This window comes from Capnocytophaga canis, assembly GCF_000827555.1.
Taxonomy (GTDB): Bacteria; Bacteroidota; Bacteroidia; order Flavobacteriales; family Flavobacteriaceae; genus Capnocytophaga; species Capnocytophaga canis.
Genome location: NZ_CDOI01000174.1, coordinates 1 through 24309 on the forward strand (window position 1 = coordinate 1; position 24309 = coordinate 24309).

Here is a 24309-nt window from a genome sequence, read left to right on the forward strand (position 1 = left end):
ATAGGAGCTAATAATACGGCTGTTGCTGTATTGCTGATAAAAAGTGTTAATACAGAAGTTGTAAAATAGATACCTGCCAATAGTATGTAAGGATTATTCCCTAAATTCTGTGCCAACATTTCGGAAACATAATGTGAGACTCCTGTCTTTTCCAATGCCATTGCCATGGGTAACATTCCTGCGATAAGTACCAAACTTTCCCAATTTATAGTCTGGTAGGCAGCTTCAACGTTTCGCAATGCTCCGGAAACAACCATCAAAATTGAAGCTATGATTACGGCCGTTACTGGTGCAATAGGAATAAAATCAAACATCATAGCTACTACCATGGCAATCATAATTACTGCTGCGATAGGCGCTTTGTGTGTCAACGTGACTTTTGAAGCCTCCTCAAGTGGATGTCCTAATACTACTAATTGACTACGTTCAGCTCCTAACTTCACAATATTGTCCCACGTTCCCTGTACCAAAAGAATATCTCCTGTATGTATTTTTTCATCTTTAATATCCTGTAAAAGATACGTATCTTGCCGTTGAATTCCCAAAATGTTTAATCCAAAGTGCTCTCGTAAACGACTTTTTTTAACAGGTACATTAACCAATTTTGAAGCAGGCATCACCAATACTTCAGCGATACCAATATCTGAGAATTTTAGCACTTCAGTTTCATCTTTATTTCCTTTTAACTCCAGAAGTTGTAATTTGTTATCATCAATTAATTGCTGAACATCGTCTTTCTTTCCTTGAATATAAAGAATATCTCCTTCATAAATCACTGAGTTAGCATTTACTACCTCCTGATGATTACTTTCAAAAAAAGGCGCTCCTAAAGGTGATTTATGGCGTATTTCTAATATATTGATATGATATTTCTCGGTTGTATGCAACTCTTTTAAACTTTTATCGACAAAAGGAGAGTCTTTTTGAACCTGAACTTTGTACAAATTTTTCGATAGTTTATATTCTCGAACTAAATCATAAGGAGTTTTGTCGTTTTTTTCACTTCCCTCCCCTACTTTTTCTTTCTTCTTAATCAAAATTTTACTCAGCGGTATGATGACCAACATTCCTACGACCAATCCAATGACTCCCACAGAAGTGAACGAAAAAAATGTCAATTGTGGATATCCCTTTTCAATCAATACTTCATCAATAACCAAGTTGGGAGGCGTACCAATCAAGGTCATTACCCCTCCTAAACTACTAGCAAACGCCATCGGCATCAACAAGCGACTGATATTAATTTTGTTACTGGCCATAGCTAAGCTAATCACAATGGGGAGCATCAAAGCCACCGTTCCTGTATTACTAACAAAAGCTCCGATAGAAGCTGTGACCAACATTATTATTATCAACAATTTAATCTCACTATCTCCTGCCAATTTAAGAAAGTAGCTACTAATCATTTTGGCTAATCCTGTCTGAAAAATCGCCCCTCCAACAATGAAAAGCCCTAACATCATAATCACTACTGGATTAGAAAATCCTGAAAGGGCATCTTTGGGCGAAAGAATCCCAAAGGTAATTAGAAGCACTAAAGAACATACTGCAACTAAATCGGCACGCACCTTCCCACTGACAAAAAAAACCGCGGCTACTAATAAAATTGCCAAAGTAGCGTAGGCATCAAACCCTAAAATTGTACTGCTTAACGAAATCATACTTGTATTTTTTATAATTAATTTACATAATCAGCTAATTAACAACAAATTAAAAAGAAAAAGTCCCAATGTCTGCTTTATATCTTATTAAAGATGTATAAAACAAACAATGAGACTTTACCCTTTGCTTTTTATTGATATATTACTTTTCTTTGGTTCAGTTAATTTTCCTTTCATAATATGGTAGTGTTGACGATGAAAGAACAATTTTGACACCAAAGGTAATAATTTTTTTTCAAAAAAACAACCCTAAAATCTACAAAAATGTAGATTTTAGGGTTATTATTTCCGCAATTTTATGATTTTCTATTTTACGGAATTATATCAAAACTCCAGTACCTAATTTAACCGAAATCATTTCACTAACACGATCCTCTAACGCAGGAATACGAACACTTTCCAAAACAGTATTTGCAAAAGCATACGTAAGTAATGCCTCCCCTTCTTTTTTCGGGATTCCGCGAGTTTGAAGATAGAAAAGTGCATCTTTATCCAATTCACCTACAGTACAACCGTGTGAACATTTCACATCATCGGCAAAAATCTCAAGCTGAGGTTTGGTATTTATGGTAGCCTTTTTCGAAAGTAAAATGGTATCGTTTTGTTGATAAGCATTTGTTTTCTGAGCGATTTTTTCTACCATAATTTTTCCGTTGAACACTCCTGCACTATTGTCAGACAAAATAGCTTTGTAATCCTGATGACTTTCGCAGTTTGGCTCTGCATGATTCACAAGTGTATAATTATCAACATGTTGTGTACCTGAAAGAATGGTAACCCCTTTCAAAGTAGACTCCAAACGCTCTCCATGGTGATAAAAATTAAGGTTGTTACGCGTAAGTTCTCCTCCAAAAGAAAACGTATGCACGGAAGCATTACTGTTTCCTTCTTGAGAGATATAGGTATTATCAATCATTGAAGATGTCAAACTATCATTTTGAATTTTGTAATAATCCAAAATAGCGTTTTTATCTACAAAAATCTCTGTAACTACGTTAGTTAGCACTTTTTGAGTTGATAAATTATGATGCATTTCAATGATTTTCACCTGCGCATTCTCCCCTACTTCGATAATGTTTCGAGGCTGATAACACATGGCTTTCCCTAAGTCTGTAGCAAGGAAAAGTAATTCTATTGGTTTTTCAACCACCTTATTTTTAGGAATATAGATACAAATTCCATCTTTCGAAAAAGCTGTATTGAGGGCAGTAAACACATCGTCCTTGCGAGTCTCACGATCAAAATACTTTGAGGTAAAATCAGCTGCATCCTCTGATTTTAATATCTCTCGGAATGAAGAAACCATAAAACTATCAGACTGTACCTGAGAGAGTTCCGATGAATAAACCCCATCTACAAACACTACTTTGTGACTATCCTCTTGAATCCAAAATGGACGCACATCCTCAGATGTCAATGATGTTTGTTTTGAAACTAATATCTCAAAATCATTTTTTAACAATGTGGAAAGCGAGGTATATTTCCACGCTTCGTCTTTTTTGGTTGGAAACCCCTTTTGTTCAAAAAAAATAATTGCCTCTTGACGTTTATTTTTTAATATATCTTCCTTATTTTCAAACAATTGAAATGAATCAACCCATTTTTTCTGTAAACTCATCTACTGTGATTTTATCTTTATTATGTTAGTATTTTTTTTCAAAAACGGTGCAAATATACACCTTTTTTATTGTCTTTCAAATGTCATCTTCCACAAACCACGAAGTTCTCCCATGGTATAATTAACGGCTTTATCATTTGGATATTTATCTACTATAACTTTCTGAACCTCAGCGGTTATATCCCCTTGAGTATTTCCGTGACAAGCCAAACAAGTAGGCATACCTAACGGAATAGCCTTGTAAAAATAGATCTTATTCTCTTCCTCCAACAGGATATGTTTAGGCTGGTTTTTGTCTCCCATCAAGGCTGTGATTTCATTCCATGCCTGAAGATCAATGTCAGTAGCTATAGCGTTATCGGAATTTCTATTTTTATTCGATAAACGCTTAATTTCAAACCTGTTGTCTGCGAATGAATTTGTCAATGGAACAGCATTTTCATTGCAAAAATCGACTGCTCCAACAAAACCTACTTCTCCAATTTTTTTAGAAACATTCATTAAAAGAAGTTTCTGAGTTTCAGTGGTTACACTATCCGCTAAAGCGATATATTCCGTCCGTTGAGCTTCCGTAAGAGGTTTAGGAGTATTAACGCAACTTACTAATAATAAAGCTATTAAAATAAAATACAGTTTTTTCATAAATTAGATTCTCTATTTTTGAATGATTTGTTGTTATTTAAAAATTTGTTATTGAAATTATGACGGGAAAATCTGAAGGTTATTACGGAAAAAATTAGCTTTTATTACTTGACTTCCATATGTACATAGAAATAAAATATCCACCATTAATAATCAAAAGTAACTCTCACCACATCACTCATTGCGTAGGCTTGGCAGGTAAGTACCAGACCATCGGAAATTTCTTTTTCAACCAAAGTTTCGTTTTTTGCCATTTTTACCTCTCCTTCGGTCACCTTACCAATACAACTACTGCATACTCCATTCAAGCACGAGTAAGGTGCATCAACGCCTTGTGAGAGTATGGAATTAAGTAAGGTCTGATTTTTAGGGCTTTCAAAAACGATTTCTTTCCCCGAAAGTATCGAAAAAACGGTTACGTTTCCTCTCAATTGTGTAAAATCATTACTGGCAGGTTCCGCTTCAAACAATTCGGTAAAAATACGATCCTTCGTAATTCCTCGATTGAGGATATTTTCTTTAACGTTTACTACCATCTGATTAGGCCCACAAACATAGTAACGTCCCCAATTCAAATCCTTATATTTTTCAAAAATATAAGACACTACCTGATCATTAATACGTCCTGAAAGATTGTCCCCCCACATCTCTTGGCTAAACACGTAATGTACTAAAAATCGGTCGGGATACGTGGCTCGTAAAGACTCTATTTCATCAAAAAACAAAGTCTCTTCCTTTGATTTATTTCCGTAGACGAACACTACTTTGATATTCGTTTTTGCCAAAGCCGTTTTTGCGATGCTCATCATAGGCGTTACACCACTTCCTGCGGAAAATAACATAATATCCTTATTACCAAATATATCGTAAAAGAAAACAAAAGCTCCTTTTGAAGGCATCACTTCTAATGTGTCACCTTCCTTAAGTTGGGTGGTGGCATATGTTGAAAAGATTCCGTTTGGAACTCTCTTCACCGCTACACTGAGTTCGTTCTCGTTTACGCCCGAACAAATAGAATAAGCTCTTCTTATCTTTTGATTATCAATAGTTTGCTGTAGAGTTAGATACTCCCCTGCCTCGTAGGAAAACACTTTACGCAAAAGGTCAGGCACCTGAAAGGTAATTTTCACAGACGAAGCCGTTAGCTTTTCTATTTTTGTTACGGTTAGTTGATAAAATTTGTTCATTTTAATCGATTAGCCATTGAGTTTTAACAAAGAATTCTTTAGTGGTTGCAAAAATACAACAATAAATGAACAACTTTGCTATCCTATTGATTTTTTGTTTTATTTGTACATTTCGTTTGCTCCGAAATTGTATGTTTTTGAGTCTGCTAACGGTTTAACAGGCATCAATGGCTGAGCAGGAATTGATTTTCCTGAAGTATTGATTCCTGTGATTAACTCCAAGGCTTTTGCTAAAAATGGCTCTGTTTCTTGTCCCAACTCACCAAAGTTTGCCCAATCTTCCTCAATGGCGTGATTTGGAGTAATACCACTGGTATAGTCCCCTTCTCCATCTTTATTTACGATTTTCAACACCAAAGGTTGCATCGCCCATTTATGCTTAGGATTAACACCCTTTTTGTTGTATCCAGCAGGACTATCGTACAATGTGATTGACCCTTGATTTTTACCTGTAGTAGTTCCCCCGATTTGAATAACTTCGATATAAGGTTTTAATCCATTGATAACCAATTCACTGGCAGATGCTGTTCTCTCTGTGGTTAAAATATAAATTCTTTTCAGCCCAGAAAGACTATTTATTGGGTGACTTACACCTTCTTTTATGATTTTATCGGCAAAATAATTAGTTATATCGCTATCTTTAAATGCTGGTTGCAATTTGTCGTTCCAACGTTCTTTAGCAAAAACGTTTTGTTTTGACAACCCTGTAATCATAGATGCTAAATACACCGCTGATGAAATTCGCCCTCCGCCATTATATCTCAAGTCCAACACCAAATCGTTGATTCCTTTAGATTTAAACATGCCAAATGCCTCGTTGAGTTGTAAATCAAAATCAGCAACAAAACTATTGTACATCAAATAGCCCACTTTGTGACTTCCTTTTTCAATCACTTTTGAAATGTGTACAGGATTTTCTTTAATGCTTTTTTTCGCCATGGTAACGGTTCTGTTTTCCGAAACAATGGTTGGTTTATCATTAACTATTTTAATGCGATTAATGTCAATGACCATAGATGTTTTATCGTTGAATAACAACTGCCGATAATTGTTTATCGTAAGGGCTTGTCCATCGACCTGCGTGAAAACATCTCCTCGTTTTATGCCTTTTTGTGCTGCATCCGTATCGGGAAGTACATAGCGAACAATACCTAAAACACCTCCTTGAGTTCCATAGCGTGAAAGAGCAAAATCCATCCCTGAACTATATACCTGACCTGCAAAAGTTCTTTCTAATTCTTCGTAGTCATCGGTGATAAAACTAAATCTATCAATTTTCGGATAGTTGTTTAGCAATGAGTAGAAAAATTTATCAGGAGCTTGTCCTTTTTTCAGAAAATCAACATATTCCTTATTATTAAAATTAGTTCTAATTAACGAAGGAGCAAAGCGAGTGTCCGCCAAATTAGGAACATCGGCCTGCCACAGATAATACAAATTTAATCCTTTCCAAATAAAATTTTTTATCTGTAAATCTACTTGCTGCTCAGGAGTCAGTTGAGATATCAATCCTCCGTTAGGTGTATCATCAACATCTTTTTTACACGAAAAAACACTGAAAATCAACAAAGTAATAGATAATATTTTTCTCATAACATATTTTTTTTACCACAAATGTAACATTTTTTTTATATATTCGTCTTCTTAGTAAAGAAAATAGTTATTTTTGTTATGACACACCAAACATTTTTAGATGGCATCCGTCCTTTTCAAGATAAGATTTTCCGATTTGCAAAACGTTTGCTTCTATCCTCTGATGAGGCGGAAGATGTGTCGCAAGACATCTTGATGAAGTTGTGGCAACAACGCAACACCATGGAAACCATCAAGAATTGGGAAGCTTATGCCATGACGCTTACTAAAAATTTGTGCTATGATAGGCTGAAAGCTAAAAGTTCAGATAATATTTCACTAAGCCATATTACTTATCAAGCCGAAAATGAAATATCTTTGCAAAAACAAGTAGAAGCAAGAGATCTTTTGGAACAAGTAAAAAACATAATCAATGGATTGAGTGAGCAACAGCGGATGATCATGCAATTACGTGATATTGAGCAATATGAATTTGAGGAAATTGAAAAAATTACAGGAATTAAAGAGGCTACTATTCGGGTAATCCTCTCACGAGCCAGAAAGACCATCCGAGAATCCTTGCGTGGAGAATTAACAACAAAGATAGAGCAAACACGAGTTTATTAACCGAAAAAATAATAATGAAAAATTTTCCCAGCAGAAAATAAAAAACAATTTAACAAAAAATATGAGCGAAAAAATACACGAATTAATAGAAAAATATTTCGAGGGTACAACTTCAATCGAAGAAGAAAGAACCTTACAGACCTATTTCAATTCTGAAAATGTGGCATCAGATTTGAAACATTATCAACCGATGTTTGCATATTTCAAAACTAATAGAGAAGAGCGACTTGTAAAAGAATTTTCGGTAAAAACACCTAAAAATCGTTCTTTGTTTTGGAAAATCGGAATTGCTGCAACTATTTTTCCAGCCGTTTTCGGATGGTTTTACGTCAAAGAACAAAGAGAACAGCAAGAAGCCGAGTTGATTTATCAGCAAGTGAAATACGCCTTGGAACTTGTTTCGGTAAACTACAATAAAGGTACGGAAAAAATGGTATATCTCGGCGAATTTGATAAAAACACAAAAAAAATATTCAAAAACTTAGAGTAACTTTAAAATTATTATACGATGAAAACAAGATTTTTATTTTTAGTAAGCTTTTTATTTTGCAACGTAGCATTATTTGGTCAATCCATATTCGACAAATATGAAGATAATGAAAATATAACCACCGTAGTCATCTCACAAAAGATGTTTCAGATGCTATCAAAAATAGACAGTAACGACCCTGACACTAAGGAGTTTATGGAAATAGCTAACAAACTTAAAGCGTTGAAAATCTTTTCTACCGAAACTGCAAGTGTTTCGCAACAAATGAAAAAGGAAGTAGAAAGCTATGTAAAAGGAGGTAGTCTTTCGGAATTTATGCGTGTGAAAGAAAAAAATACAAATGTGAAATTCTACGTCAAAGAGGGAAAAACAAAGGACATTGTTTCGGAATTGGTGATGTTTGTTCAGGAAGACAAAGAAACTGTATTGATGATTCTAACAGGTGAAGTTGATTTGAATAAAATCGGAGTGTTGTCCAAAAACATCAACATATTGCCTAAAGAAATGAACCAAATTTAATACTCTCTTATACTATGAAAAAAATAGTTTATCTTTTATTGTTTTTTCTTATCAGTATTTCAATAATATCCTGTAATTCGAACAGTTTACAAAGTTACATCGTTAAAAACTCTGAAAATAAGGACTTTAAGTCAATTACCTTTTCTCCAAAAGATTTTTTAAAATTGGGAGGAAGCAGTGTTGATGAAAAAAACATTTTGAATGTTATAGAGAATGTTCATATTCTTATGTATGAAAAGAAAAACAATGGAGATTTTCAAAAGGAATATCAAGAAGTGAAACAACTCCTGAAAACGGACAAATATGAAGAGTTGATACAAATTTCAAACAAAGAGTATAAAATCAATGTAAACTACGTTGGAAGTGATGATAACATTAAAGAAGTAATTTTATTAGTAAGCCAAAACAAAGAAAAATTTGCTTTGATGCGTATGATTACTCAAAATTTAAATATTGATGAACTCTCCAAACTTTCTTCTGATTTGACCGATATTGGAAATTCTGTGGATCATGACAAAGCTCATAATGTGATCTCTGAAATCAGACAACTTTTGTATTAACACCAGAAAATCTCTTACAATTTTAAACTTTGTCAAACTTTTTTAGGTTTGACAAAGTTTTTATTGAAAAATATTTCAACAATGAACCTGTTTAAACTTTTCTAATAAACCTTATTATAAACCCTAAATATAACGGCATTAGTAAAATTTTTATGAAAAACTTCGTGAAAAAAATACCAGAAATAAGTAAAAACTAAAATCAACTAAATAAGCAACAATAAGATTATAAAAAAGTAGAAATTCATTTCTACTAATGGTTATTAGGCATTAGCTTCAGAAAATCACAAAAAATGAAAAAAGTAGGTCAAAGCGAAAGAGGTCTGTGTTTTTTTAAAGAAATTGAATTCTAAAAATAAATCATTGAAGTGAATTTTTAATTTTCAGAAATGGTTATAGGAAGTTTCATTTTTTTTGTACCTAAAAAACAAAAGAAACTGCCTTTTCAGACAGCTTCTTTTTTATTTTTTATGAAGTTTATTAATAAACTTGTTCTTGTTTTTTCATTACAGCTCCAGCGATTGCCGAAACGATAAGTCCTAAAAGCAAATATCCAACTAACGAGGAAATATAGGTGAAAGCACTCATTTTATTACTCATTTCTACTGTAGCATCTATATCTACATTGGACATATCCATACCTAATTCTCCCATGTTTTCAAACTGCAATTCTGTCATTTTTCGCATGAAATCGGGCTCAATATAGTTCACAAAAACGTAGGTGTACAATACGGAAATAATTCCTCCAATCAGAGCGATACCAACCCCAATTTTTAGAGCTTCCCCCATAGCTAAAAAGCCTCCATTCCTTGTTTTAAAGGCTTTAATGCCATAAACAATTGCTAAGATAGAAACTAATAGGTTTAATGCAGAGGCAGCTAATCCAACCATCATACTTTTCGAATAAATCATTCCTGTGGTATACATTACCACGCTAATAGCAACGAGACCAACACCAAAATACATCCCGTACTTCAGCATAATGTCTTTTGCGTTGACTGTTTTTCTAATTTCCATGATAAAAAATATTAAAATTTACAGCCCAAAACTAATATAAAAAAATGAAATCTCCAAAGGCAGTGTGAAGAATACACTATAAAGAGTTAAATTTTATATTTCCGTTGGTAAATTATTCGAATCCCAAGGATTGTGAAAATGAGGAACAACAGAGGATAGAGTATACTTTTTATTTTCCAACTTGATTGATAATCAGCTACTTTTTCTTTGTTTAAAAATGCTAATTGTACTTTTTTATTTCGTAGGGATAAGAAGTCAGTGTCGTCCAAGAGGTAGTTAACAGAATTCTGTAAAAAGGCTTTGTTGTCATAAAATCGATTAGTCCATTTGTCAAGTCCTAGTTCCAAAGGAGTATTGTTGCTAAGGTCATTTTTGATAATATCGCCATCAGCAATGACGATCATTTTAGTAGGTTTACTGGTTTGTAAGTTGTTTTTCAGTTCAATAGGTGTTATTCTGTCTTTATAAACCGATGAAAATTCTCCTTCGAGAAGCACTGCTACGGGGATGTTTCCACTTTTATAAGCGTTTTTGTCCATCTTTTTGGTATCTACATTTAGCGTGACCTCTCGAGGCGTTCCATCGGCTTTTGAAATTGGTGAACTTGTTAGTAATACACGTTTCTTTATACCATTTTTTAAAGTATCAATACTGTTTGAAAATTGCAAACGAATTGCATCTAAATTATTGTTAATCAAGTGGTTGTTTTGTGATAGTATCATGGGATTATAGACCCAAGGAATTGGAATATAACGTGTTTGACTGCCTTCTCCTGTGGCAATCATTAAGTCAGAAAAATACAGATCATTGATGAGTGTATAGTTCACTCGAAATCCGTATTGAAAGAACATATCTCCTAAATTCAGATTCATAGGCATCGCTACGGCAGTTCCGTTTTGAGTGTAAAAATCTTGAATATCTATGCCTACATGGTCGATAAGCCAGAGGGCACGTCCTCCATTCATCACAAATTGGTCCAACACTTGCTTTTGAGGGTCAGTGAATGGGGTTGTTGGTTTAGGAACTATCAGTAAATCATACGATTGCAGATGAGCTAAAGTTTTTTCGGGTTGGGTGGGTACTGAATCCAATGTGAATGGAGCAATCAGATAGTAGTCCTTCATAGTTTTCAAAAAATCAGCTATGTACGTATCGTTTAATGTACCATTACTTTTGAGTATAGCTATTTTTTTATGTTTTTTGAGTGTTAATTTGTGGAGTGCATCCGTTATATTGTATTCCAATAGTTGAACGGAATTTTGTACACGCTCTTGATCGGTTACCCCTATTTTATTGACGAACAATGACACTTTTTGCGACTGAATACTATCGCTAATCACAGCCCAAGGAAAAATATACTCAATTGAGGACGTTCCGGCTTCGGTTTGCGAAATTTGTAATGGATTTAATCCAAATTGTATCAGTTCATTAATGGTTTGTTGAGGGTCATTTCCTTCTTCTAAAGGATTTACAAAGTTGAGATGAATATTTTTATTTTGTGCGACATATTCTTCTAACAATTGTAGGGTTTCGGTTTGTAATTTTTTAAACTCTATGGGGATATTTCCTTTCAGAAGTACATCAATCACCACAGGTTGATTGATTTTTAGTAATGTTTTTCGCGTAGTTTCCGAGAGTGTATAGCGTTTATCATGAGTCAAATCCCAACGAATGTACCATTGTGAGATTATCCAATTGAAAACAAGTAGCATGATAAAGGCAATACCGATTTTGCTTCCTATTTTATCAATAAATGTTTTCATAGCTTGTAGTATTTTAATGATAAAGTAGTTGTGTATAAGAAAAAAGCAATAAACGAAAGGAAATAGAACACATTACGAGTATCAATCACTCCACGGCTAATAGCATCAAAATGAGATTGAAACCCAAAAGCTGTAACACTGTCAGGGAAGAGTAACATAGCTGTCTGATCCAATCCAAAGAAAAAGAAAAAACATAGGAATGCTGCTAACATAAAGGAAATCACTTGGTTATTACTCACTGAGGATGACCACAGACCTACTGCACCAAAGGTTGCTGACAACAGAAATAAAGCGATATAGGAGCCGACTGTGCTTGCTATGTCCAAATTCCCAACAGGATTACCTAAAATCCATATGATGTAAACGTACAATAATGAAGGGAGTAAGGTAACAAATAACAGGAATAAGATTCCTAAATATTTTCCTAAAACAATCTGAAATACACTAATCGGTTTAGTAAAAAGTAACTGTAACATACCACTACGTTTTTCTTCGGAGATGCTTCGCATGGTGAGTGCAGGTACTAAAAAGACAAAAATCCACGATGATAAACGAAAAAAAGGTAATAAATCAGCGGAATTGCCGTTGAAAATATTATAGTCAGTTTTTAGAATCCAAAGGAAAATCCCATTCAAAACTATGAACAGCCCTATGACTGTAAAGCCAATGGCAGATGTAAAAAAATACCGTATTTCTTTGTTAAATAGAGCGAACATAAATTCGAAATATAGGATCAAAGTAGTATCCTTTGTTGTGAGAATTTCTATTTTGGAACATCTTTTAAGATAACACATCCAAGTATGATGGGTGTGTTATCTCAATTTTGAATAATTGATTCTTAACTTTAAACGTTTAGAGTCATCAATACTGGCGTCATTTCCGTAAATTACCGTACTCAAGGGGGTTACTACGGATGTTGTCGGAATTACTCGTTTTTTATTTGCAGAATCAAAATAATTTACAACGTATGGGTTTTTCACAGTTGAAGCTACAGCAATTGCCAGAGGAACATTCTCAACTTTGTTTTTGATAATGTTGATCACATGCGTTGTCAATCGGATTTGGTAGTAATTACCTTTGTTGTTTTGTTTCTGTAATTTCCCTAAGTGAATCAGGTGTGAACCTTCAGCCGATTGGAGTGTGCTGGTAGGGTCGTTGACATAATCCGCAATAACAGCACCTGTTTTCGCATTATAAATAAAAATACGTTCAGGTTCCTTTCCGTAGGTAACTGACTGATCAACATATAAATATAAACTCGCATCTGTGATAAGCACATCACGTCGCCGAATTTCAGCCAGTTCAGCATCTGTAAAGAGTTTTAAATTAGCTATTTGACCTATTCCTCCACTCAAATAAATACGTGAAATGTTATTACTGTCGGTCTCCAAAGAGATACTTTCATCCTCAGTAGTATATGTATTGAACGTAATACCATTTACGTTCATATCATATCGTTTTTTCAAAGTAGCCTTTTGATTATTCGATTCGGTTTCATAGGTGTAGACAAGCTCAATTTTAGCTTTTGACATGTCTAAAAGCATCATCAAATTATCGGAAAAACCATCAGCATCAATTACAATTCCACGGAAGTGATTTTTAAAGTTATTTTGGTTTTCTAATTCTGTAGTTCCCTCTTTACTAATGATTTTCGTTTGGAAAAATTCAGGGTCTAAAGCAATTCTAATTCCTGGAGCTAAGACATCTGCAACGCCTTTTGATTCGTCATCAGGGGTAGTTGGGTTGTCGAACTGATTGCGTGTGATTGATTTTTTAGATATGGTTACAGTTTCAGCATTATTTGCGTTTGTTAGAGTAGTACCTAAATGATTACTTACTTCAAAATCAGAATAGTAACGCTGAGGAGCTAAATTTTGAGCAGGATCAATGTCTCTCAAAAAATAGGTTAATTCTTGTACATTTACTTTGAATGATGCCTTTGTATTCCCGTAAATAGAATCAAGAGCATATTCCGTTTCAGTAACATATGCCGTGTTGCTTCGAGTGCTGTATGGGTTAAAATATGGTAGATACAGATACGCTTCCGTCACAGTTTCTTTTTCTGGTTTATTATCCGTATTCTCAGAACTCTGAGCTTTATCACCGAAGATGGGACTTACCGAAGGCAACTGCACTTGAGCTATAATACTAGCTTTTTTCTTTCCAAAAGGCTTCTGCGTGTACTCCCCTAATAGGTAACCACCCAACCCATTAGTTTGCACTCTATTTTTAGCAATATTTTCGACAGACACAGAGGCGTCGAACACCGCCGTTTCAAAATTAGGGTCTTTCAGTAAATCACTCTTAATTTCTTTGAAAGAATCATCTGTACAAGACGATAATAAGATGGTCAATCCCAAAAAGGAAAAAATACCTGCATATTTGGATTTATTCATATAATTATGCTATATTATTGATTTTAGTGTTTTTATTTTAAAAATTGTTGGTAAAATTCTCTGTATGAAGCTTGGAAGGTTTCCATGTCGGAATTAAAAAGGATAGGTTTTTTTAATCCGTTTATGTAGGAGCTGAAATCTTCAGGCACGTTGTCGCCAACAACAATGACTCCATCCGAATATTTAGAAGCTACACGCATCATATTGAAATAGTTAGGCTCGGCCAAATGTTCAGCCATTTTTTTGTTGATCCCATCAAAAGCTACCTTGCTAGTGATATCGGATCTTAAAGAGCCTTCAAAATCTTGATTGAAAACCGAAGTTATGATTTTACTCTCTGAAAAAATAGGTTCGTCTTTGTAGTAAGTTCTTAAATATAAAGGTAGTAGCGAAGCTAACCATCCGTGAACATGGATGATATCAGGCAACCAATTCAATTTCTTAACGGTTTCAACAACTCCTTTTGCGAAAAAAATACAACGTTCATCATTGTCAGCGAATAAGACCCCATCCTCATCAACAAACGTAGCTTTTCGCTTGAAATACTCGTCATTGTCGATGAAGTAGACTTGGATACGCTCTTTCGGAATTGATGCCACTTTTATGATTAAAGGCACATCAATATCGTTGATAACAATATTCATTCCTGAAAGCCGAATGACCTCGTGTAACTGATGTCGTCTTTCATTGATACTCCCGAAACGTGGCATAAATATCCGTATCTGTCCTCCGTAACTATTGACCATTCTGGGGGTCTCAAATGACATCTTAGAGATTTCATTTTCAGAAGAATATGGTAATACTTCAGAGGAAACAAAAAGCACTTTTTTGTCAGTCATAAAAAGTAAATTGTTTTTTCGTTAGCTTTGGAAGCCACAAAAGTACAAAAAAATATGCAGAAATCCATAAAAAACTTATAAGTTTGCATTTTTTAATATTTGGATGATGATGATATACACTCAGCAGAAGAAACTAAATACCGTGATTTCTGATTTTAAAAAGGCAGGAAAAAGCATCGGTTTTGTCCCTACTATGGGAGCTTTACACAACGGACACCTATCTCTAATGAAAAAAGCATTGGAAGAAAACGATGTTGTTGTGGTTAGTATTTTTGTAAATCCAACTCAGTTTAACAATCCAAAAGATTTGGAGAAATATCCTCGAACATTGGAAGCTGATGTTGAAAAAATAGCTACTATCAGCAAAGATATTTTGGTGTATTCGCCTGAAATTTCGGATATCTATGGAACGAATGTAAGCTCAGATTTTTTTGATTTTCATGGATTAGATCGCGTTATGGAGGGAGCTTTCCGCCCAGGACACTTTGACGGTGTAGGTACAGTTGTTAAAAAACTTTTTGAGATTGTGACTCCTACAAAAGCCTATTTCGGTCAGAAGGACTATCAACAACTACTTATCGTTAAAAAGATGGTAGAAATCACTCAATTACCAGTTGAAATTATCGGGTGTCCTATTGTTAGAAATGCAGATGGGTTAGCTTTAAGTTCTAGAAATCAATTGCTTAGTGAATATATGCAAAGAAAAGCAACATTCATTTACAAAATTTTGCAAGAGGTTAAAGAGCTGTTTATTACAAAAAATATTATTGAAATTAACGAATATGTAACAAAAGCTTTTACCGATGATAAGGATTTTGAATTAGAATATTTCACCATAGCCGAAGCCGATACCTTACAAACAGCTACAGCTAAAGAAATAGGCAAAAGATACCGAGCTTTCATTGCCGTTTATGCTGAGGGAGTACGCCTTATAGACAACATGGAACTTTAAGAGGATTATTTGTTTTTTCATATATTATTTTGGCAATTAACTTTTGAGGAACATTAAAAAAGTCAAACAAAAAACATACAGTATCCAATAATTTTATAAATTTGCCTGTGTGAGATATTCTACCATGAGTAAAACAACTTAACTCCTGTTAGTGATATTTTTGTGAGAAGAGGCATAACAGACAAAAAAATCTACAAGTAAAAATATGAGTAAAGATTTAACAAGACGAAGTGAGGACTACTCAAAGTGGTATAACGAGTTAGTAGTAAAAGCTGAATTGGCAGAAAATTCAGGTGTACGTGGTTGTATGGTTATCAAACCATACGGATATGCGATATGGGAAAAAATGCAAGCTGAACTTGACCGTATGTTTAAGGAAACTGGACACGTGAATGCTTATTTTCCGTTGTTTGTACCCCGTAGTTTTTTCGAAGCAGAAGAGAAAAACGCTGAAGGTTTTGCCAAAGAATGTGCTGTTGTAACTCACTATCGATTGAAAACAGATCCAAACGCAAAAGGAAAACTCATGGTTGATCCCGAAGCTAAATTGGAAGAGGAATTAGTAGTTCGCCCCACATCGGAAGCAATCATTTGGAATACGTACAAAAACTGGATTCAGTCCTATCGTGATTTGCCAATTCTTATCAATCAATGGGCAAACGTAGTACGTTGGGAGATGCGTACACGTTTATTCTTGCGTACTGCTGAATTTTTATGGCAAGAGGGACATACAGCTCATGCCTCCAAAGCAGAGGCTCTTGAGGAAGCTGAAAAAATGTTAGAAGTATATGCCGAGTTTGTAGAAAACTTCATGTGTGTTCCTGTTATTAAGGGGTTTAAAACCGAATCGGAACGCTTTGCAGGAGCTGATGAAACCTATTGTATTGAGGCTTTGATGCAGGATGGAAAAGCCCTACAAGCAGGAACCTCACATTTTTTGGGACAGAATTTCGCTAAAGCATTTGATGTGAAGTTTGCTTCCAAAGAAGGCACATTGGACTATGTTTGGGCGACCTCATGGGGGGTATCTACCCGACTCATGGGTGCATTGATTATGACGCATAGTGATGATAATGGATTGGTACTTCCACCTAAATTAGCTCCTATTCAAGTAGTAATCATTCCTATTTACAAAGGGGAGGAGCAGTTAGAAGCTGTTCGTGAGCGTGTACTACCACTAATGGCAACACTCAAAAAACAAGGTATTTCTGTAAAATTTGACGATAGAGATACCCATAAACCAGGATTCAAATTCAATGAATATGAGCTGAAAGGGGTACCTGTACGTTTAGCAGTTGGACAACGTGATTTGGAAAACAATACCTTCGAGGTCGCTCGTCGTGACACACTAACCAAAGAAACTGTTTCTGGAGATAGCATCGTAGAATACATTGAGAAACTCTTACAGGAAATTCAAGAGAATATTTATAAAAAAGCCTTGGATTATAGAAATGCACATATTACCGAAGTAAATTCATACCAAGAGTTCAAAGAGGTTTTAGAAAGCAAAGGAGGGTTTATTGCAGCTCATTGGGATGGTACTACTGAAACCGAACAGCGTATTCAGGAAGAAACCAAAGCAACTATACGTTGTATTCCGTTGGAAGCCAAAGAAGAAGTAGGAGTTTGTATGGTAACGGGTAAGCCTTCCGCAAAAAGAGTTTTATTTGCAAAGGCGTATTAGTACATGATTAAATCATAAAAAAATCAAAGCAGAAATTGAACAATTCAGTTTCTGCTTTGGTATTTTTTAAAACTCAGGAAAATGTAAATTTATCTACGAAAACATAACTTCCTAAAAAACATGTTATTAAAAAAATTAACATTTTAATGGCATTTTAAATTTGTTTTAAAGGCTAAAAAACTTGTATCTTCGCAGTCAAAAAGAATATAGATTATGGGAATATTTGATAAACGCGAAAGTTACAAACCTTTTGAATATCCGGAGGTTATGGAATTTGTAAATGCAATGCACAAATCATTTTGGGTGCATTCAGAAGTGGAATTTACGGCAGACATTCAGGATTTTAAAGCCAACTTGTCCATAGTAGAAAAAGAAGCTGTGAAAAGAGCTTTGTTGGGAATAGCCCAAGTGGAAGTTTCTGTTAAAACATTTTGGGGCGATCTTTATGATCTTTTCCCTAAACCTGAGTTCAATGGGTTAGGAGCTACTTTTGCTGAATGCGAATTTCGGCATAGTGAGGCATATTCTCGTCTGTTAGAAGTGTTGGGCTATAATAATGAATTTGAAAATTTGTTGGAAGTGCCTATTTTTAAGGAAAGAAATCTAGTTTTAAAGGAATATTTGGCAAAAAATAAGGAAAATGCTATGCAACGTATCCTGTTTTTTACACTTATCATCGAAAACGCTTCTCTTTTTAGTCAATTTGCTACCATTTTGTCTTTCACACGCTTTAAAGGATATATGAAAAATGTAGCGAATATCATCGCTTGGACTTCAGTTGATGAGCAACTACATGCCAACGCAGGAATATACATTCTCAAAAAAATATTTGAAGAAAATCCTGCAATGAAAGAACATGCTCAAACGGAAGCAACTGAGTTCATAAGAAATTATATCCAGTTGGAGGATAAAATGTTAGATTGGATTTTTGAAGAAGGAGAAATTGAGTTTTTTTCCAAAGAAGATTTAGCAAATTATATGCGCTATCGCTTGGATGATTCCTTGACACAACTTGGTTTCGGGAAACCTTTTGGTATTACAACTGATCAAGCAAAGCCTATGCTGTGGTTTGAGGAAGAAGTTTTTTCAAATTCGTTAGATGATTTTTTTGCCAAACGTCCAGTAGATTATACAAAGCACGATAAGAGTATTAGTGCAAATGATTTATTTTAATTTATACGATGAAAAAACATCAAAAAGATATCATCATTGGTCTATTTGTAGGGCTGATAGCTAATGCTTTAGGTATTCTACTCTACATACTAATTTTTTCACGGCATAGCATTGAGTTAACGATAAGAGATGCTTATGTTAAAGGATATTTAGGAGCGTTGATTGCCTTAGGAGGATTGCTTGATTTGGCTTCTTTTTTTGTTCTTTTACGGTTAGGGCAGGATAATAGAGCAAAAGGTGTTATCATGGCTTCTATGATATTAGCCTTAGTGATTTTGATGTTGGAATTCAATTAATTTTTATGTTACGAGATCAATTGAAAAACTTATTTCCGAATCATGTTGAAGAGGAAATCCCTGAAAAGGAAGCATCTAATGTCTGGTTGCAAGACAATCCTTTGATTTGTAAATATGAGAAAAGGAATGGTAAGCCTGTTACCATTATTGAAGAGTACAATGGGGCAGACAGTGATTTCAAAATCTTATCGAAAGAATTGAAAACTTTTTTAGGAGTTGGAGGCTCGGTGAAAAACGAGAAAATTATCATTCAAGGAGATTACCGAGATAAGATTATGCAATTCCTTAGAAATAAAGGATTTAAAGTAAAAAGAGTTGGAGGATAAATCCATGAAATGATGAATGTACCATTAGCGGAACGTATGCGTCCAAATTCTCTGTCGAGCTATGTAGGACAAACACATTTGGTAGGAGAAAATGGATCTCTTCGGAAACAAATTGAAAGTGGTTGGCTTCCATCGTTGATTTTTTGGGGACCTCCTGGAACTGGTAAAACTACATTGGCAAACATTATCGCTTTGGAAAGCAAACGAGCTTTTTTTACGCTAAGTGCTATCAGTTCAGGTATTAAAGAGGTACGCGAAGTCATTGAGCAGTCCAAAAATAGCAGTGGTTTGTTTACGGCTAAGAATCCTATTGTATTTATTGATGAAATTCATCGTTTCAATAAAACTCAGCAGGACTCTTTGTTACAAGCCGTTGAAAAAGGTTGGATAACATTGGTTGGAGCAACTACTGAGAACCCAAGTTTTGAGGTTATTCCAGCCTTGTTGTCGCGTTGTCAGGTGTATGTACTAAATGCCTTTGATCGGGCAGATTTGGAAAAATTGCTTAAAAATGCAATTGAGAAAGATAGTATTTTACGAACAAAAAAGATACAAGTCACAGAGAAGGAAGCCCTGTTTCGATTGTCAGGAGGTGACGGTAGAAAATTACTAAATACCTTCGAACTTATTGTAAATGCTTTTTCAGAAGGTGAAACCATCGAAATTACTAATGAGAAAGTGATGCAAATTGTTCAAAAGAATACGGTGTTGTACGACAAAACAGGTGAACAGCATTACGACTTGACTTCAGCATTTATCAAATCCATCCGAGGAAGCGATCCTAATGGAGCAGTTTACTGGTTAGCACGTATGATTGAAGGAGGTGAAGATGTCAAATTCATCGCTCGTCGGATGCTTATTTTAGCATCAGAAGATATTGGCAATGCCAACCCTACAGCGTTAATTTTGGCAAACAATACCTTTCAGGCAGTAACTACTATCGGATATCCGGAAGCGAGAATCATTTTGAGTCAGTGTGCGATCTATTTGGCTTCTTCACCCAAAAGTAATGCATCGTATAAGGCTATAAACACCGCACAACAAGTCGTTAAGCAAACAGGAGATCTTTCTGTACCGATTCATCTGCGGAATGCTCCTACTAAATTGATGAAAGAACTCAACTACGGGAAAGATTATAAATATTCCCATGACTATGCACAAAGTTTTGTTTTTCAGGATTTTTTACCCGAAGAGTTACAAGGGTATCGTTTTTATGACCCCGCAGATAACGTTCGCGAAAATGGGTTAAGAGAATATTTGAGAAACCTATGGGGCAAAAGATACGGATATTGAAAGAAGCAAAGGTAGTGCTTCGAACTTTGTTTTCGTCTCATTATTCGTAAAAAATATGGTGCTAAATATATTTTTTGTAACTTTGTCAGCACTTCAAGTTTTGTTTAATTAAATTTTATAAAAAGTCAAAATGAAAAAAGTATTTTTTTTATGTAGTTTTTTCTTTTCTTGTGTGGTTTTAGCACAGCAAAGGCCTAATATTGTGATTATTATTTCCGATGATCATTCCTTTCAATCCATAGGGGCATACAACGAAGGGAAAACTTCTTATACACCCCACATCGATAAACTTTCAGAGCAGGGGATGACTTTCAATAAGGCGTATGTGGCTAATTCAATATGTGGCCCAAGTCGAGCCTGTATCCTTACGGGTAAGTTTAGCCATAAGAACGGATATACCGATAATGAAACTTCACGCTACAATTCAAATCAGCAGCAATTTGTGAATATTTTGCAAGAAAACGGTTATCAAACAGCGTGGATTGGAAAATATCACTTAGGAAAAGATCCAAAAGGATTTGATTTTTTTAAAATTTTAATCGGACAAGGGCATTATTTTAACCCCGATTTCTATGTTCCTGGAGGAAAAGTTGTTCGTGAAGAAGGGTACGTGACTGATATTGTTGAAAATGAAGCCGAACAGTGGCTGGATAACCGTGACAAGAGTAAGCCTTTTTGTCTCATAGTAGGGCATAAGGCTACCCATCGCACATGGATGCCCGATATTCAAGATTTAGGAAGCTTTGAGAAAGTAAACTTTCCTCTTCCCGACAATTTTTACGATGATTATAAGGGGCGAATTCCTGCTACCATGCAAGAAATGACCATCGCTAAAGATTTACAGATGGGTTATGACCTGAAAATGTTTCCCCCTAATCAAGAAGAAAAAGATGGTAACTTCAATCGGATGACGCCATCACAACGTAAAGCCTATAATGATTTCTATCACCAAATTCAAAAAGAATTTGAGAGTCAAAAATTGACAGGAAAGGCTCTTACCGAATGGAAGTTTCAACGTTATATGAGAGATTATTATGCAACGGCGGTTTCTCTTGATAGAAACATAGGAAGAATGAATGACTATTTACATAAAAATAATTTGGCCGATAACACAATATTCATATATCTCTCAGATCAAGGATTTTACATGGGAGAACACGGCTGGTATGATAAAAGATGGATGTATGAGGAATCCTTTAGAACACCCATGGTTATAAAGTACCCTACATATATCAAAAGAAATAAGTCAACAGATAGTTTTGTGATGAATGTGGACATAGCCCCAACTCTTTTGGAGGCAGCAGGTATTCCAATTCCAGCTGATATTCAGGGGAAATCGTTTTTGAATGTGTTGAAAGGCTCTAAGAGACCTTCTCGTGAAACAGTTTATTACCATTACTATGAAAATGGGGAACATGCTGTTTCGCCACATTTTGGAATTAAAAATAAACGGTACAAACTCATTCGGTTCTACAAGCGACATAATGGATGGGAACTCTACGACTTGAAGAAAGACCCTAAGGAGATGAATAATATTTATGGAAAACGTTCCACAGAGAAGTTAACTAAGCAAATGAAATCCATATTATTAAAAGAAATTAAGGCTTTGGATGACACTACAGCTTTAGAAGTATTTCATTCATCGAATTAAATAGATTTTGGAGCAGTTTTCGTTTGATCTCGTGTTAGTTCACTGAATAACTGCTCCAAATCCTTATGTCTGTGGTTGATTTGCAGTATTTTAAGTCCATTTTCATTAGCGAAGTCAAACAGTTTGGGACGCATGTCCTCTTGTGTGTCAAATACCATATGGTACAAGAACTCGTGTATGTTCACTACCGATTTTAGCATAGGAATTTGTCGTAAAAAACGTTCTTCTACGCGTAAGTCAAACGCTACTTCAATGGTTTGTTCCTTATTTTGAAGGTTTTTCATTGACTGATCCAGGACAATGTTCCCTTTGTTGATAACAATCACTCGGTCACAAACTGCTTGAATTTCTTGCATAATATGCGATGATAACAGAATGGTTTTGTTCTTTCCAAATTCTTTGATGATGCCACGTATTTCAACTAACTGATTAGGGTCAAGACCTGTGGTAGGTTCATCTAAAATCAAAATTTCAGGATCGTGAATCAGTGCCGATGCCAGTCCTACACGCTGACGATAACCTTTGGATAGCTGCTCAATTTTTTTGTTACTTTCAGGTGTAAGTCCTGTAATTTCAATGATTTCTTCAATTCTTTTTTTCGAAATGTTTTTGTATAATTTTCCCATGAACCAAAGGTATTCACGTACGTACATTTCTAAATACAGAGGATTGTGCTCTGGTAGGTAGCCAAGATTTCGTTGAGCCTCAATCGGATTTTTGATCATATCTATCCCATTGACAAAAATTTCCCCATTAGTTGGTATTAATGACCCTGTAATCATCTTCATCGTAGTGGATTTTCCTGCTCCGTTTGGCCCTAAAAAACCCGTAATTTCACCTTTATTTAGCGAAAAATTGATTTGATTAACAGCTACTTGTTTGCCGTAAGTTTTTGTTAGTTGTTTTACTTCTATCGACATATTTTCGTTAGTTTTCTAAAAGATTCAAGAAAATTCTTGAATAGTTTTATTTTAAGAATATCTTTTTTCGTATAATCCTTGGCGCGATTAACAGATGAAGAAGGATGGGTTTATAAAGATAAAATACCTTCAATTTTTCCAGCTTCTTTGTAGTATGCAATTACTTCATCAGGGTTTTGCAATAATATTGAAATCGAAACACTTGTGTATTTTCCATTTGATGATGTACGCGTTTTGATATCAGCTTTTTTTCCTTCGAAAATAGCTTCCAAAGTGTGCTTTTTTTCAGTATCGTTAGGTATGATGAATTTGTACAGATAGGTTGAAGGCCACTGAGAAGTTTCTTCTAATTCTTTTTTTAAACGCTCGTAAAATTCTTTTTGTTCTTGCTCTGTTTTCATTTTATTCTATTACTTCTATAATTAATAATTTGAATTAGTTTAAAATACGCTTTTTAGCATTCGATGAATTTTTTATATGATTGTTTTACAATATTTTATAACGTATACAAAATAATCGTAAAGCCATTAAATTAAATATTTATTTTCATTCTTTCCGCAAAGATATTGGATTTTTGTAGTACGATACAAGTTTTAAACTTGAATTTTATCAGTATTTTTTGTACCTTCGTGGAGTCTATAAAATTAATCTATGTTCAAGAAAATATTCTTTTTACTTTTCATTTTCAACCTCTCATTTATTCGACAAGTAGCTCCACTTGATGGTAATGAGTCGGTTATTGGATGTGTTGAAAAAATTCAGCAGAGTTATGTAGGTAATCGAAATACTAAAAAGTTTCACAGAACTGACTGTAATTCAGTTTATAAGATAAAAGATAAAAATAAAACCAAGTTAAAGAACAGAAAAACAGCTATCGAACAAGGGTATGTTCCTTGTAAAATCTGTAAACCTTAGATAATGTTTACTGACAAGCCATTAAAAATCAGCCTTAAGGACGAATTTTGCTTTATGGATATCAGTTAAGAGATGAGATTAAAAAGGTTAACAGTTATTTTTTCTTAAAATCAAAATTTTGGTCATGTTTTAAAAAGTATGATGGTATAAAAATTTGACAATCAGGGAATAAAGTTGTATTTTTGTTGAATGCTAATAACAATTACACTCC

Annotated in this window: 24 protein-coding genes; 12 read left to right on the forward strand and 12 right to left on the reverse strand. The window is 34.6% G+C overall.

The features are described 5' to 3' along the window. The 5 genes from CCAND38_RS09080 to CCAND38_RS09100 form a co-directional block, all read right to left on the reverse strand. On the reverse strand, positions 1-1661 hold a 1661-nt coding region (locus tag CCAND38_RS09080), incomplete at its 3' end, for an SLC13 family permease (RefSeq protein ID WP_042344964.1). Between the two features lie 319 nt (positions 1662-1980). Next, positions 1981-3279 carry a Fe-S cluster assembly protein SufD gene (sufD, locus tag CCAND38_RS09085; protein WP_042344965.1) on the reverse strand — a complete coding sequence of 433 codons (1299 nt, stop codon included), beginning with the start codon at positions 3277-3279 and terminating at the stop codon, positions 1981-1983. A 66-nt stretch (positions 3280-3345) separates the two neighbouring features. Next, a complete protein-coding gene (locus CCAND38_RS09090) occupies positions 3346-3921 on the reverse strand; it encodes a Tll0287-like domain-containing protein (protein ID WP_042344967.1) in 576 nt (191 codons plus the stop codon). A gap of 146 nt (positions 3922-4067) precedes the next feature. Next, positions 4068-5108, reverse strand: coding sequence for a ferredoxin--NADP reductase (locus CCAND38_RS09095; protein ID WP_042344968.1), 1041 nt, complete (start codon positions 5106-5108; stop codon positions 4068-4070). Between the two features lie 99 nt (positions 5109-5207). Further along, the gene (locus CCAND38_RS09100; RefSeq protein ID WP_042344969.1) at positions 5208-6701 is read right to left on the reverse strand and encodes a GFO_1087 family putative carboxy terminal peptidase; all 1494 of its coding nucleotides are present in this window, start codon (positions 6699-6701) and stop codon (positions 5208-5210) included. 78 nt (positions 6702-6779) lie between these two features. On the opposite strand from CCAND38_RS09100, the gene CCAND38_RS09105 reads away from it, so the two are divergent. The 4 genes from CCAND38_RS09105 (at position 6780) to CCAND38_RS09120 (ending at position 8876) form a co-directional block, all read left to right on the forward strand. After that, positions 6780-7307 (forward strand): GFO_1088 family ECF-type sigma factor, encoded by a 528-nt coding sequence (locus tag CCAND38_RS09105; RefSeq protein ID WP_042009668.1) that lies wholly within the window; start codon positions 6780-6782, stop codon positions 7305-7307. A 61-nt stretch (positions 7308-7368) separates the two neighbouring features. Further along, positions 7369-7797, forward strand: coding sequence for a PG0215 family putative anti-sigma factor (locus tag CCAND38_RS09110; RefSeq protein ID WP_042344970.1), 429 nt, complete (start codon positions 7369-7371; stop codon positions 7795-7797). 18 nt (positions 7798-7815) lie between these two features. Then, positions 7816-8316, forward strand: a complete 501-nt coding sequence (locus tag CCAND38_RS09115) for a GFO_1090 family protein (RefSeq protein ID WP_042344972.1) — start codon at positions 7816-7818, stop codon at positions 8314-8316. Positions 8317-8330: 14 nt separating this feature from the next. Further along, on the forward strand, positions 8331-8876 hold the full coding sequence (locus tag CCAND38_RS09120) for a DUF4252 domain-containing protein (protein ID WP_042009676.1): 546 nt from the start codon (positions 8331-8333) through the stop codon (positions 8874-8876). 477 nt (positions 8877-9353) lie between these two features. On the opposite strand, the gene CCAND38_RS09125 is transcribed toward CCAND38_RS09120, so the two are convergent. The 5 genes from CCAND38_RS09125 to CCAND38_RS09145 all read right to left on the reverse strand — a co-directional run bounded on the left by CCAND38_RS09125 (position 9354) and on the right by CCAND38_RS09145 (position 14888). Continuing rightward, the gene (locus CCAND38_RS09125; protein ID WP_042344973.1) at positions 9354-9890 is read right to left on the reverse strand and encodes a DUF4199 domain-containing protein; all 537 of its coding nucleotides are present in this window, start codon (positions 9888-9890) and stop codon (positions 9354-9356) included. Between the two features lie 86 nt (positions 9891-9976). Continuing rightward, positions 9977-11653, reverse strand: coding sequence for a gliding motility-associated ABC transporter substrate-binding protein GldG (gene gldG / locus CCAND38_RS09130; protein ID WP_042344974.1), 1677 nt, complete (start codon positions 11651-11653; stop codon positions 9977-9979). Next, positions 11650-12369 (reverse strand): ABC transporter permease subunit, encoded by a 720-nt coding sequence (locus tag CCAND38_RS09135; protein WP_042009681.1) that lies wholly within the window; start codon positions 12367-12369, stop codon positions 11650-11652. The genes gldG and CCAND38_RS09135 overlap by 4 nt, the downstream gene beginning before the upstream one ends. A 96-nt stretch (positions 12370-12465) precedes the next feature. Further along, positions 12466-14049 (reverse strand): BamH family beta-barrel-assembly machinery protein, encoded by a 1584-nt coding sequence (gene bamH / locus CCAND38_RS09140; protein ID WP_042344975.1) that lies wholly within the window; start codon positions 14047-14049, stop codon positions 12466-12468. A gap of 32 nt (positions 14050-14081) precedes the next feature. Next, on the reverse strand, positions 14082-14888 hold the full coding sequence (locus CCAND38_RS09145) for a glycogen/starch synthase (protein WP_042344976.1): 807 nt from the start codon (positions 14886-14888) through the stop codon (positions 14082-14084). Positions 14889-14997: 109 nt separating this feature from the next. On the opposite strand from CCAND38_RS09145, the gene panC reads away from it, so the two are divergent. From panC to CCAND38_RS09180, 7 genes are all read left to right on the forward strand, one after another. Then, positions 14998-15840, forward strand: a complete 843-nt coding sequence (panC, locus tag CCAND38_RS09150; protein ID WP_082024979.1) for a pantoate--beta-alanine ligase — start codon at positions 14998-15000, stop codon at positions 15838-15840. Positions 15841-16045: 205 nt separating this feature from the next. After that, positions 16046-17524, forward strand: coding sequence for a proline--tRNA ligase (proS, locus tag CCAND38_RS09155; RefSeq protein ID WP_042344978.1), 1479 nt, complete (start codon positions 16046-16048; stop codon positions 17522-17524). A 213-nt stretch (positions 17525-17737) separates the two neighbouring features. Further along, positions 17738-18697: a ribonucleotide-diphosphate reductase subunit beta gene (locus CCAND38_RS09160; protein ID WP_042009695.1), complete on the forward strand. Its 960-nt coding sequence runs from the start codon at positions 17738-17740 to the stop codon at positions 18695-18697. An 8-nt stretch (positions 18698-18705) separates the two neighbouring features. Next, a complete protein-coding gene (locus tag CCAND38_RS09165; RefSeq protein ID WP_042009698.1) occupies positions 18706-18993 on the forward strand; it encodes a hypothetical protein in 288 nt (95 codons plus the stop codon). Positions 18994-18998: 5 nt separating this feature from the next. Continuing rightward, positions 18999-19319 (forward strand): translation initiation factor, encoded by a 321-nt coding sequence (locus CCAND38_RS09170; protein WP_042344979.1) that lies wholly within the window; start codon positions 18999-19001, stop codon positions 19317-19319. 12 nt (positions 19320-19331) lie between these two features. Further along, positions 19332-20612, forward strand: a complete 1281-nt coding sequence (locus tag CCAND38_RS09175; RefSeq protein ID WP_042344980.1) for a replication-associated recombination protein A — start codon at positions 19332-19334, stop codon at positions 20610-20612. A 130-nt stretch (positions 20613-20742) separates the two neighbouring features. Next, the gene (locus CCAND38_RS09180; protein ID WP_042344981.1) at positions 20743-22263 is read left to right on the forward strand and encodes a sulfatase family protein; all 1521 of its coding nucleotides are present in this window, start codon (positions 20743-20745) and stop codon (positions 22261-22263) included. Here CCAND38_RS09180 and gldA read toward each other — a convergent pair. Then, on the reverse strand, positions 22260-23183 hold the full coding sequence (gene gldA, locus CCAND38_RS09185; protein ID WP_042009708.1) for a gliding motility-associated ABC transporter ATP-binding subunit GldA: 924 nt from the start codon (positions 23181-23183) through the stop codon (positions 22260-22262). The two genes, CCAND38_RS09180 and gldA, sit on opposite strands and share 4 nt — an antisense overlap. Positions 23184-23293: 110 nt before the next feature. Then, complete coding sequence (locus CCAND38_RS09190; RefSeq protein ID WP_042009711.1) at positions 23294-23584, reverse strand: DUF493 family protein; 291 nt, start codon at positions 23582-23584, stop codon at positions 23294-23296. A gap of 250 nt (positions 23585-23834) precedes the next feature. Here CCAND38_RS09190 and CCAND38_RS09195 point away from each other — a divergent pair, with 250 nt between their 5' ends. After that, positions 23835-24098: an Ada metal-binding domain-containing protein gene (locus CCAND38_RS09195; protein ID WP_042344983.1), complete on the forward strand. Its 264-nt coding sequence runs from the start codon at positions 23835-23837 to the stop codon at positions 24096-24098. Positions 24099-24309: the final 211 nt, after the last annotated feature.

Coding starts and splice junctions, on each gene's coding strand:
- sufD (WP_042344965.1), bottom strand. CDS start 3,279: ATGAGTTTACAGAAAAAATGGGTTGATTCATTTCAATTGTTTGAAAAT.
- CCAND38_RS09090 (WP_042344967.1), bottom strand. CDS start 3,921: ATGAAAAAACTGTATTTTATTTTAATAGCTTTATTATTAGTAAGTTGC.
- CCAND38_RS09095 (WP_042344968.1), bottom strand. CDS start 5,108: ATGAACAAATTTTATCAACTAACCGTAACAAAAATAGAAAAGCTAACG.
- CCAND38_RS09100 (WP_042344969.1), bottom strand. CDS start 6,701: ATGAGAAAAATATTATCTATTACTTTGTTGATTTTCAGTGTTTTTTCG.
- CCAND38_RS09105 (WP_042009668.1), top strand. CDS start 6,780: ATGACACACCAAACATTTTTAGATGGCATCCGTCCTTTTCAAGATAAG.
- CCAND38_RS09110 (WP_042344970.1), top strand. CDS start 7,369: ATGAGCGAAAAAATACACGAATTAATAGAAAAATATTTCGAGGGTACA.
- CCAND38_RS09115 (WP_042344972.1), top strand. CDS start 7,816: ATGAAAACAAGATTTTTATTTTTAGTAAGCTTTTTATTTTGCAACGTA.
- CCAND38_RS09120 (WP_042009676.1), top strand. CDS start 8,331: ATGAAAAAAATAGTTTATCTTTTATTGTTTTTTCTTATCAGTATTTCA.
- CCAND38_RS09125 (WP_042344973.1), bottom strand. CDS start 9,890: ATGGAAATTAGAAAAACAGTCAACGCAAAAGACATTATGCTGAAGTAC.
- gldG (WP_042344974.1), bottom strand. CDS start 11,653: ATGAAAACATTTATTGATAAAATAGGAAGCAAAATCGGTATTGCCTTT.
- CCAND38_RS09135 (WP_042009681.1), bottom strand. CDS start 12,369: ATGTTCGCTCTATTTAACAAAGAAATACGGTATTTTTTTACATCTGCC.
- bamH (WP_042344975.1), bottom strand. CDS start 14,049: ATGAATAAATCCAAATATGCAGGTATTTTTTCCTTTTTGGGATTGACC.
- CCAND38_RS09145 (WP_042344976.1), bottom strand. CDS start 14,888: ATGACTGACAAAAAAGTGCTTTTTGTTTCCTCTGAAGTATTACCATAT.
- panC (WP_082024979.1), top strand. CDS start 14,998: ATGATATACACTCAGCAGAAGAAACTAAATACCGTGATTTCTGATTTT.
- proS (WP_042344978.1), top strand. CDS start 16,046: ATGAGTAAAGATTTAACAAGACGAAGTGAGGACTACTCAAAGTGGTAT.
- CCAND38_RS09160 (WP_042009695.1), top strand. CDS start 17,738: ATGGGAATATTTGATAAACGCGAAAGTTACAAACCTTTTGAATATCCG.
- CCAND38_RS09165 (WP_042009698.1), top strand. CDS start 18,706: ATGAAAAAACATCAAAAAGATATCATCATTGGTCTATTTGTAGGGCTG.
- CCAND38_RS09170 (WP_042344979.1), top strand. CDS start 18,999: ATGTTACGAGATCAATTGAAAAACTTATTTCCGAATCATGTTGAAGAG.
- CCAND38_RS09175 (WP_042344980.1), top strand. CDS start 19,332: ATGAATGTACCATTAGCGGAACGTATGCGTCCAAATTCTCTGTCGAGC.
- CCAND38_RS09180 (WP_042344981.1), top strand. CDS start 20,743: ATGAAAAAAGTATTTTTTTTATGTAGTTTTTTCTTTTCTTGTGTGGTT.
- gldA (WP_042009708.1), bottom strand. CDS start 23,183: ATGTCGATAGAAGTAAAACAACTAACAAAAACTTACGGCAAACAAGTA.
- CCAND38_RS09190 (WP_042009711.1), bottom strand. CDS start 23,584: ATGAAAACAGAGCAAGAACAAAAAGAATTTTACGAGCGTTTAAAAAAA.
- CCAND38_RS09195 (WP_042344983.1), top strand. CDS start 23,835: ATGTTCAAGAAAATATTCTTTTTACTTTTCATTTTCAACCTCTCATTT.